A 10,299-nucleotide genomic window follows, 5' to 3' on the forward strand; every position below is an offset into this window, starting at 1 on the left:
ACGTCGACTGCTTGACCGCGCCGGCAAGGTTGTATGCCGCGGAGAAGGACAAGGTCTTCGCAACACCCGCCGCGACCAGCGGGTCCGATTCCGGGAGGATCAGCTGACTGCCCGTGACCCGGTAGAGCGTGTCGTAGGCGGTGACCTTCTTGGTGTACGCCTTTCCGCTCACGCCGCCGTCGTAGCGCACCGCGGTGTCCTGCTGCCCCTTGGCCAGAGTGTCGAACGTCCAGGCCGCGAGCTTGTTGGCGTCCGTCTTGTCGTTCTGCCACATACCGGTCCGGCGGCCGAGTTCGTCGTACTCGTACAGCAGCGTGCTGTTCTTGGTGTTGGCGCTGGTGACCTTGACGACCTGGTTCAGCTCGTCGTACGCGGTCGCGGCCTTGCCCTTGTCCGGGTCGGTGGCGGTGACCTGGCGTCCGAACAGGTCGTACGTGTAGGACCACTTCGCCTTGTCCGGCCCGGTGACGGCCTCCTGCTGACCGGCGGGCGTGTACGTGTAGTCCGTCGTCGTGTAGTCGGAACCGGTCGGGCTCGGACCACCGTACTCACGGCGCTCCGTCGTCTGCCCCAGCGCGTTGGTCACCACCGCGGTGGCCTGACCGCCGTCGGGCGCGGTGGACGCGACCGTGTCGCCGGTGTAGGTCGTGCCGGTGGTCCACCGCGTCACACCATGGATCTTGGTGACCGACTTGACCGCACGACCGGCTCCGTCATACGTGGCGTCCGTCTCTACCGGCGCCTGGCCACCGTCGGTCTCCACCGGAGTGCCGGACGGAGACGACGTCTCGTCCCAGATGTCCGACTGCTGACTGACGGCCAGGCCGCGGTCGTCATAGAGCGTCAGGGAGATGAGCCGGCCGCCGGCCGGGCTGGGCGTCTGGACCTGGCGGGCACGCAGCAGCGAGTCGTAGAACGCGAACGTGGTGTTGTAGCCGGAACCGTCGCCCTTGAGCGTGCCGGTCGACACCCACGACATGGCCGCATTGGTGACCTTGTAGTCGTAGACGTAGTTCGGCGTCTTGCCCAGCGACTTCAGGCGGTTGGGCAGCCACACCTTGGTGACACGCCCGAGGCTGTCGTACTCGCTCTCCGTGATCTTGCTGTTGGGATCCGTGGTCTTGAGTACACCGCCGGTGGCGAAGTCAGCGGTCGAGGTGCTCTTGTGACCCTTGACGTTACTGACACTGGTAGAGGTGAGCGGTCCGGTCTTGGCCGGGGTGTACGAGGTGTCGGTGACGACGTGACCGTTGGTGTCCTTGACCACCAGCACGCGCCCCAGCGTGTCGTAGGTGCTGGTGGCGGTCTTCTGCCAGACAGGGGCGTCGTCGGCACCGTAGCCCTTGGCACGGCCCGTCCAGACCGCATCGCCGACAGTCGGCTTCTGGCCGGCCGACCACGTGGTGGCCGCAGCGTCGTCATAGACCACGGCGGTGTCGGAGACGACGTCGCCGGGACGGCCGGAATCGGCGGGAAGGTCGAGGGCCGAGTCGGTGGTGGCGCAGGTCTTGGTGACGGTGCGGGTGCGTGAGACCAGGGAGTTGATGCCCTTGTCGCCGTTGCGTGCGTACCAGGTGCGGGTGCACTTCTCGTCACCGGAGACGGCGTCGTCACCCTCGTCCTCGACGGTCTCGGTCATGCCGTAGTCGTCGTAGGTGGTCTTCACCGTGCGCACCCGGTCGTACGGGGTGAGCTTGCTGGTGATGTTGGTCCGGGTGTGGGTGGCTCCGGTGCGCACGTAGTACGCCTCGGTGTCCGCGTACGACTTGTGCTGGGTCGCCGTCCGCTTCGACCAGGGGTCGTTGACCGTGGCCGATACCTCGGTGTCGCCGTCGTAGGTGGCCGACTCCCGAGTGAAGCCCGCGTACTGGTCAGAGTCGGTGATGTCGGCGGCCTTGATCCCGGAGACCTTCACGGTCTTGCGGGCGGCCGCGTCGGGGGTCTTCCCGTCCGAGCCGAGCACCCGGTCGCCGTTCATGCCGCGGAGGTAGACGGTGACGGACTTGCTCTGGGTGTGGCCGGCGACGCCGGTGAGATGGGTGACCTTCTCGTAACCGCGCCAGATGGACCAGGTGCGCTCCTTGGCGGGCGTCATCGGGTCGTCGTTGTAGTGCCAGGCGCCGCCGCCGGAGTACTGGTAGGTGTGCTGCACCGCCTCCGAACCGCCGTACGGGTCAGTGGTGGAGACGGAGGTGACCGGATACTTCTGGAACCAGTCGAGCTTCGGGTCCTTCTCCCCGTTGGGCGACCAGTAGACGGGGTAGCACCGCTTGGTGTTCTCGTCGACCTTCGGCTTGGTGCCACCGGCAGAGCACTCGGACGCCGCGAAGTTGACGATCGTCTGCGCGCCGGTCTCGGAGGTGACGGTCTTCAGCCGGGGCTTGTTGAGCGGCAGGATGTCGTCGGCTGCTCCGTCCACCCGGTTCGGACGCATGACGTGGTCGAACTTGACCGGGTCCATCGCCAGGTCGGTCCCGTGCTTACCGGTGTGCTTGAGCTCGTCCAGCCACAGCGACTGGTCGGTCGAGTCACCGGTGTCGCCCGGGTCGAGATAGGTCTGCTTCAACGCCCAGGAGTCCACCGCCGCGAAGGCCGGGGTGGCGGCCGCCGCGTCCCACGCGTACGTCGTGATGCCGGTGAGGCGCTTACGGGTGAAGAAGGTCGGGCCGACGTTGCCCGTGCACTTGTCACCGTCCTTGCACACCGCGTCGAAGGGCACGTCGGGCCAGTTGTCGCGGGAGTCCTCGGTGAGCGAGTCGCATCCGGTGCCCGAGGCGAGGCAGCGCTCGGAGTAGGAGAAGACGACCTTGTCGGAGGCGGCGGGAGAGCCTGAGAAGAGGGCGTCGGCGCGCTGCCCGTAGCGGATCTCCTTCAGGTATCCGCCACGGGTGTAGTCGGTGCCGGTGTTGTCGTCGCCGAGCTTGTCGTAGTTGTTGTGCTCGGCGGCGTACCAGTACGACATGGCGTTGCCGTGCGGGTCCTCGACATAGTCGAGGTTCCAGCGCCAGGCCTGCTTCTTGCTCCGGCCGGAGAAGGAGGAGCCGTCGGAGTAGCCGGGCTCGCCGTCGTCGTCACCGAAGACCGGCACGGTCCAGACGGAGTCGGTGCGGTCATCCGGACCCGCCCCGTCGAGCTTGTTCAGGCCGAAGACGTACTTCGTGCCGTCGCCGGTACGGACCGTCCAGTACTCACCGTTGTCGTCGTCGTTCTCCCCACCCGTGGAACGGGTGACCGTCGAGGCGTCGTCGTCTTTCAGACGCCACTTGCCCGTGGTGTCGTCCTTGACCAGCTCGGTGGCCTTGCCGTTCAGCACCAGGGACGCGTTGTCGTACTTCCAGCACAGGTCGTACTTCTCGTCCTGGCCGTCGTCGTCGCACGAACCGTACTTGCGCTCGATGTAGGACGAGGTGAGGTCAAAGCCCTCGCCGACCTGGCTGCCCTGGTTGTTCGTCGACGCGGTGCGCCCGTCCACGCTCCCGGAGTCGTAGGAGATCGACAGCGAGGGCTGCGAGCCGGCCGCGGCGGGCGGCATCCGCAGGGGGTAGGACCAGGTGAACGATCCGGACGAACCGCCGGCCTCCCACGTGGAGGACGCCGCCAACGGAGTGGCCTTGTAGTCACCGCCACCGGACTGGGTGCCCGCGGCGACGGCCAGCATCATCGGTGCTCCGTCGGCCGAGAGGCTGAGCGGAACCGAGAGGCTGTTCTTGGCACGGTCGTTGACGGAGCCGACTTTCTCGCGCGAGCGGCACTCGGCCTTGGACGGATCGTCCAGGGCGCAGTCAGGGAGCCGCTTCACCTGGAGCCGGCCCGCCCAGTCGCCGCCGTAAGCGGAGGCGAAGGCGGAGTAATCGATCCCGAGGCGGGTCTTGCCACTGCCCTTGGCCGCGGCGACCTTCAGGACGACGCCCTTGACGCCGAGCGCCGTGGCCGCCTTCTGGTCCAGGACCTGGATCTCGACGGACGTGGGCGTGCGGCCCTTCCCCGACGCGGTGACGGTCACGGGCAGTGCTCCGGGTGCGGCCTTGACGGCGCCCTTGGCGGGGACGGCAAGCGCGGCTGTTCCGGCCTTCGGCCAGGTCACCTCGGTCCGCTGGTCGTGGCGTGCCCGCGCGGACGCCGTCCTGTCCGTCTCCGCCGCCTTCTTCACGACAGCGGCGGTCTTCTTGTTCACCTCCGCGGTGAACGGGCTGACCTTGGTGGCGTGCGGGGCCTTGAGGTCCGGCCGGCCGAGGGGGTCGGTGTCCGAGGCGAAGGCTACGGGGGTCAGCAGACCCGGCAGCAGCGCGAAACCTATCGCCGCGGCCAGACGTCTGCCCCGGCCGGCGGCCCGGGACGTACCTGCTCGAAACCGTTTCATCATGTCCGTTTCCCTGTACGGCCGCCCGCCCCTGGGCAGCGCCGAGCACGACGGATCGTGCCGTGGTCAGAAGTCATGAGCCGGGCGGCGGCGTTGGTCCGCCGCCCGGTTCCAGCGAGTCACTCGTCGTCCGAGGCACCGAGCACCAGGGATCGCACTTGATCCCCGTTCATCGCACCGGCCCACACCCGGGCCTCGTCCAGCGAGCCGGGCAGGTAGTACCCGGTGGTCCCGCCTGCCCTGCCGCGGCCTGCGGCGATCTCGCCACCGCCCTGCTGGATGGCGGCGAAGGCGCCGCCGTCCTCTTGGTCCTGCTCGGTCTCACCGATGTACAGATGGGTGCTGCCGTAGCCTGTGCCGACGTCCTCGGTAGCGTCGTACACCCCGGTCACTTGCACCCAGGTGTCCATCTCAGCGGATTCCACAGACGACACCTGGACGGAGGCGAGCACCTTGCCGGCCGAGTCGGTCGCGGTGCGGCCGAAACGCCACAGATAGCCGTCGTCGGACACCTTCTCCACCCACAGCGCCCACGACGACTCCTTGCCGTCCGGCGTGGACTGCCCGAACACCTGCGCACGCCCGCCCACCGGCATTGCCGCGAACTTCGCGCCGTCCAGCTTGACGTCGGCTGTCACAGTGAACGATCCGGTCTCGTCGACCGTCGGTCCGGTGGCCGACATGTAGCCCGAGGCGCCATCCAGCCTCAGTTCGTTGTCGTCGGGATCCGCCACGGCGCCCGTGGACGAGATGTCCATCGAGTCGACGGGGTAGGGCGTGTACTCCGCCACCTTGCCGTCGGTGGCGGAAGCCGTGTCCCAGTAGGCGACCAACTCGGCCGCCTGGGTCAGGTCCGACTCCAGGCGCGCGGCCTGGCGCACCTCGTCGGCGGTCAGCGCTCGCTGCCACAGGTTGAGCTCATCGACGCGTCCCATGAAGTTCTCGCCGTAGGCGCCCGCCACCTTCGAACGGCCGATCTGCAGGCCCTCCGTCGACACCCACGGGATGTAGGCAGTGGAAGCTGCGTACGCCTTGACCGGTTGGCCCTGCGCCCGGCCGTTGACGAAGAGCTGGATGGTGTCGTTCGTCCGGTCCGTGTCGCCCTTGCTGTCGAAGACACCGGCCAGGTGGGTCCACACGTTCCTGACGGGGTCGGCCGTATCCGCCATGGACCGGATGTAGACCGGGCTGAACGGCACATCTCCGGCGGTGCGGTTGAAAACCCACTTCTCATACGTTGACGAGTAGTACAGGGTGAACGCCGAACCATTGGTGCCCGGAGCCGCGGCGACGACCCTGTTCGTGGAGCCGTCTGTCAGCAGCACCCAGGCGGAGATCGTGAACGAGTCCCCCGTGTTGACTGCCGGGTCGGCCGTGGATGCGTAGGCCGTCCGCCTGGCCGCGTCGGTCACATCGCCGTTCAGGCGCAGCGAGTAGTCGCCCGTGCCGCGCCGGCCGAGCCCTGACCAAGTTGCTCCTGTGCCGTCCGCCAGAGGGTGCAGCGTGACGTCATGCCGGGTTCCCTCGGTCGCGCTGTCCTTGGCCGTGGTCGCCGTGGAACTAGGGGTGCCGTCGGCGAAGTGCCAGGTTCCGACCGCACCGGACGCGTTGGCCACCTTGAAGACGAACTCCGCCGGGTCTCCCCACCGGTTTCGTACATCCTTGGCCTGCACGGTGAGCACCTGCGTGCCGGACAGTGACGGTACGGGCTTGACGGCGACCGTCGAGCCGGTCGTCGTGGTGGTGCTCTTCTGGGTCAGCAGCCTCCACCGGTAGGCCGTGATGTCGGTGTCCGCCGCGTTCGGCTTCAGCTGGAAGGAACCCGCGACACCGGGGCCGCCCTTCCCCTCGCACAGGTCGGCCGTGCACTCGGTGTACACACCGGTCGTGGCGATCTGCGGTGCCTTCGGCGCCGTGGAGTCAATCTTGAAGTAGCACCATGACGAGTAACTGGACCACAGATCACCGGATTTCGATCCGTACGACCAGTGAGACTGGGTTCTTGCGTGCATCCGGTAGAGCCCGCCGTCAGCCCTGTTGGTCATCCGGACCTTCTCCAGCGTGTCGTCCGGGTTCCAGCCCGGCTTGGGCCGGTAGTCCGACCACACCTGGTGCCAGGCCGCGTCGTCACCGCGCTGCACCACGAACTCGGCTTGAAGTTCGCCCTTCTCCTCGCCCGACTTCGGCTTCACCTGGGTCTGCACCCGGGCCTGCGCCATCGGGTCGAACCGGGTGACGATCAGCGGGTCGGAGGAGGACTTGTTGCAGTACGCCGTCGTCCCGTCGCCCGGAATCAGCCCGACGGAGGAGGGCACGCCCGGCTTCGGCACGTAGACGACCTGGAGCTCGGCGTTGTCGTCGAACCGCTTCCACGCCGCGGGGTCACCCTCGTCCTTGGCCCGGAGCATCAGCGTCAGCCGCGAGAACTTGCCCGAGGCGAGGTTGCGTACGGAGGAGGTGAGGTTCTCGTCCGGCTCGTCCGGGTTGTCGTTGAACTCGATCCACGAGTCGGGCTGGTCCGGACTGCACAGGTCCCCGCGTCCCGCTGACACATAGCGGTCGCCCATCTGGTCGAGCTGGGACGGACCGGGCCAGCGCGTGCCCTCGGAGATGTTGTTCGTCCGCTCCAGGTCGACCCACTTCGCGTCGCAGGTGAACGACCACGTCTCCTTCGCACGGAACGTCGCGTCGATGACCTGCTTGCCCGACAGCTTCGAAGCACCGAACTCGAAGTACATCCGGTTCGTGTGGTCCTTGTCGCAGTAGTACGGGCCGAGACGGCTGCAGTTGCCCACGCCGTAGTCGCCGTCGAACTGCCACCACCGGTCGCCGTCGTTGGAGAGCACCGACCGCTCCGAGACGTCGAGCCCCACCGAGGGGTCGATCCGCACGGGGTAGACGGTGCCCTTGCCCCGCAGCAGTTTGGCGTTCGGCTTCACGGTGATCGTGCCGCGTCCGACCTTCACCGGCATCTCTGCGGTGGCGTCGCCGACGCCGGGGGCCGTCTCGGCTGTCTTGCCCGAGGTGGCGGAACCTGAGATGGCAGAAGCCGAAGGGGCCGACTGGGCCGGCTTCTCGTCACCGGACGAGTCCCACATCAGACCGGCCGGACCGTTGAAGACAGTGTTGCCGTCCTCGTCGACGGCTCGGAGTCCACCGCCCCGGCCAGGGAGGACCTGCAACCCCTTGCCGGTCACGGTCAGCTCGACCTGTTCCAGCTCCGGATTGGCTGCCGCCTGCGCGGACTTGACGACCAGCACTTCCCGGTAGCCCTCAGCCGTCGCTGTCAGCTCCAGGTCGACGCCGTCGAGGACTTCGGCGTACGTAGCGGTCGCGCCCCTGAGGGTCGGCTTCGGTAACGTGCCCGGCCATCCCAGTGCCAGTGCGCCACGTTCGTTGCCGATGCTGATGAACCCGTCACCGCGTCCACCGTCGGAGAACGCCAGATCGACCACCGCGGCCTTCGGCCCGACCGTGCCGTCCGGGCGGCTCTCCAGCGTCGCGTCGACGTTTCGCCAGGAACCGTCGTCGGCCTTCGCCCGCTGCGGGGTGGTCGACTGGGTCAGCGTGTACGTGCCGTCCGGGTTCGCCACTGTCTGCGTGTAGGCGGTGCGTTCCGACGTCACTTCGACCGGCTCGCCCGTCGCCGCGGCGCGCACCGAGGCCGACTGCGCCGAGTCGGCGTTCGCTTCGTTCGCATACGCGGATTCGGCCGATACTCCGAGAGCAGAAACGAGCGAGGCGACAACAGCGACTGCCGTCACCACGCCCGCTACACGTAAGGCTCTGCCTCTCGCGCGGACGTCGCGAGATCGCCGGCCCCGTTCGCCAGTCAATTTCCCCACCCCGGAGTCACATCATCTTCACAACAAGTGACGGAAGCCAAGCAGCGGAAAGGTGAACCCGTCAATCAAGAAATGGCAAAGTGCAGAGCGATCGAGCTCATCACCTGCGGAAACACCAAAGGGTCTAGACCGGAGCAACCCGGACAACCGCTCCTGACCTTCTGGCTCTGATCACTTCTCGGCACCTTGGTCAAGTAGGCGGTTCCAGCCATAGCCATCAGCGTTCGCAGGCACCGGCCTCGGCCGCTCGCCGAGTGGCTCCTCAGAGGTCGGCCGCGGTGACTATTTTCTCATGCAAACAAATCGACAATGTGAAGGGCTGCGGAATTCACCGCCAAGACCGAGGCGAGCAAATGCCGCGTTCGCATGGAGACCGTTGAGCCGTTGGGTGTTCGTCGGTCCGGCACCCTTGGCCCCGGCGAGGGCACCGGGACCGGTCGACCGGAGGGATCCGGACGAAGGCGCTCCAGGCAGGCTGGTCAGCTCGTGCCGTACAGGTCCCGCATCCCGATGAGCAGTGCGCGGCCCGGTCCGGTACTTGGCCGGTTCGCCGCGGCCACCAGGTCGTCGGCGGGGTCGCTTCGCGAGTAGACCGCCAGGGCGCAGTCCCGCGCGTCCCAGCCCTGCGCGCACAGCACGTCGCGGATGTGTTCGAGCCGACGCAGGTCGGTGGCGGTCCTGGGCTTGTTCGTCGCCTTCGCCTCGCCGAGGAGCGCGATGCGGCCGCCCTTGTCGCGGGGGCGTGACGCGCGGCTCAGGGCGACGACGTCGACCTCGTGTCCGCGGTGTTCGCGGCAGGCGACGGTCGTGGTGCCGACCTGCCCGATGTCGTCCAGGCCGTGCTCACGCGCGTATCGGCGTGTCCACTGGCGGGCCAGATCCTCGAAATGGGGTCCGAGCACCTTGGAGGAGAAGGTCTCCTTCGACCGCTCCCACGCGGCGCGTCCCTCCCGCAGTTCGAAGTCGATGAGGTTCGGACGCACGATCAGGTCGTGGAAGCGGACGATGGGGTCGGCGACGGTGATGACGGGCTTGCGCTGGAGCAGCATGTCCTGCTCGTACCGCACGAAGGCCGCCGCCTTCATGATGTTGAGGTGGTACGTCAGCGACTTGGCGTCCATCCCCACGAGTCCACCAATCTGCGTGGGCGTGGCGGCCCCGGACGACACCGCCTCCCAGATCGCCTGATACGTGGCCCGGTCGCTTATACGAGGGTCCTCGGCCAGCAGGTATTCGGGCTCGCTGAAGAGGATGTGGGACGGGTTGAACACGGTGCGCGCGAGCCACGCGTAGAAGCCCTCCTCTCCGGGCTCGGGCGGGTCCCCGACGACGTCCCGGTAGCCGGCCGCTCCGCCGAGTACGGCGTCGATGAGGAAAGCCGTCTCCGGATCGCCGGCGCGCCAGTACTCCGCCGCCTCCCGAAAGCCGAAGGGGCCGATCCGCATGTCGATCACGGCACGCCCGCGCAGGGCCTGGTCCCCCGCGAGCAGGGTCGACATGGTGGAGATCGCGGAGCCGCAGAGGATGATCCGCAGCGGCGGCCTGCCCGAGGAGGGTCCTCGCCGGTCGTAGAGGGCCTGAAGGACGGACGGCAGCTCCGGCGAGTGCGTGACGAGGTAGGGGAACTCGTCGAGGACGAGCAGTGCGGGAGCCGTCCCGTCACCGCGCCCGGTGAGGACGTCCGCCGCCGTGTCCAGGGCCTCCACCCACGAGCCGAAGCGGCCGACCCGGAAGCCGAGGCCCTGGGCGAGGTTGTCCGCGAAACGGTCGAGTGCCATGGTGCGGCTCTGCTGCAGCGCCAGGGTGTAGACCCCGCCCACGGCCCGGCACAGATGCTCCAGCAGGAATGACTTACCGTGCCGCCGCCGCCCGCGTACGACCCCGATACGGAGGCCTGCCGACGGGTCGGTGCAGAAGCGCGCGAGCTCGTCCCACTCATGATCCCGCCCGAAGACCGCTGCCGGTTTGGTGAAGGACATGACTTACCCCCGGATCAGATCCGACCACTAGCCTGACTGAACTTAGCCTAAATGAATTAGGGCTAGCTTGGACGTGGGTGACAGTGGCCCCTCTTCGGTCTCGCACGTCGTCGAA

Annotated in this window: 3 protein-coding genes; all 3 read right to left on the reverse strand. The window is 67.7% G+C overall.

Annotation, left to right across the window (positions count from 1 at the left end):
* Positions 1 to 4,360, reverse strand: a 4,360-nt coding sequence (locus ACFY93_RS34435) for an RHS repeat-associated core domain-containing protein (RefSeq protein WP_391365867.1), incomplete at its 3' end; no start/stop codon positions are given.
* A 119-nt stretch (positions 4,361 to 4,479) separates the two neighbouring features.
* Positions 4,480 to 8,127: a LamG-like jellyroll fold domain-containing protein gene (locus tag ACFY93_RS34440; protein WP_391365868.1), complete on the reverse strand. Its 3,648-nt coding sequence runs from the start codon at positions 8,125 to 8,127 to the stop codon at positions 4,480 to 4,482.
* 557 nt (positions 8,128 to 8,684) lie between these two features.
* Complete coding sequence (locus tag ACFY93_RS34445) at positions 8,685 to 10,184, reverse strand: ATP-binding protein (RefSeq protein WP_391365869.1); 1,500 nt, start codon at positions 10,182 to 10,184, stop codon at positions 8,685 to 8,687.
* Positions 10,185 to 10,299: the final 115 nt, after the last annotated feature.

The sequence above is a fragment of the Streptomyces sp. NPDC008313 genome (assembly GCF_042956125.1).
Classification (GTDB): Bacteria; Actinomycetota; Actinomycetes; order Streptomycetales; family Streptomycetaceae; genus Streptomyces.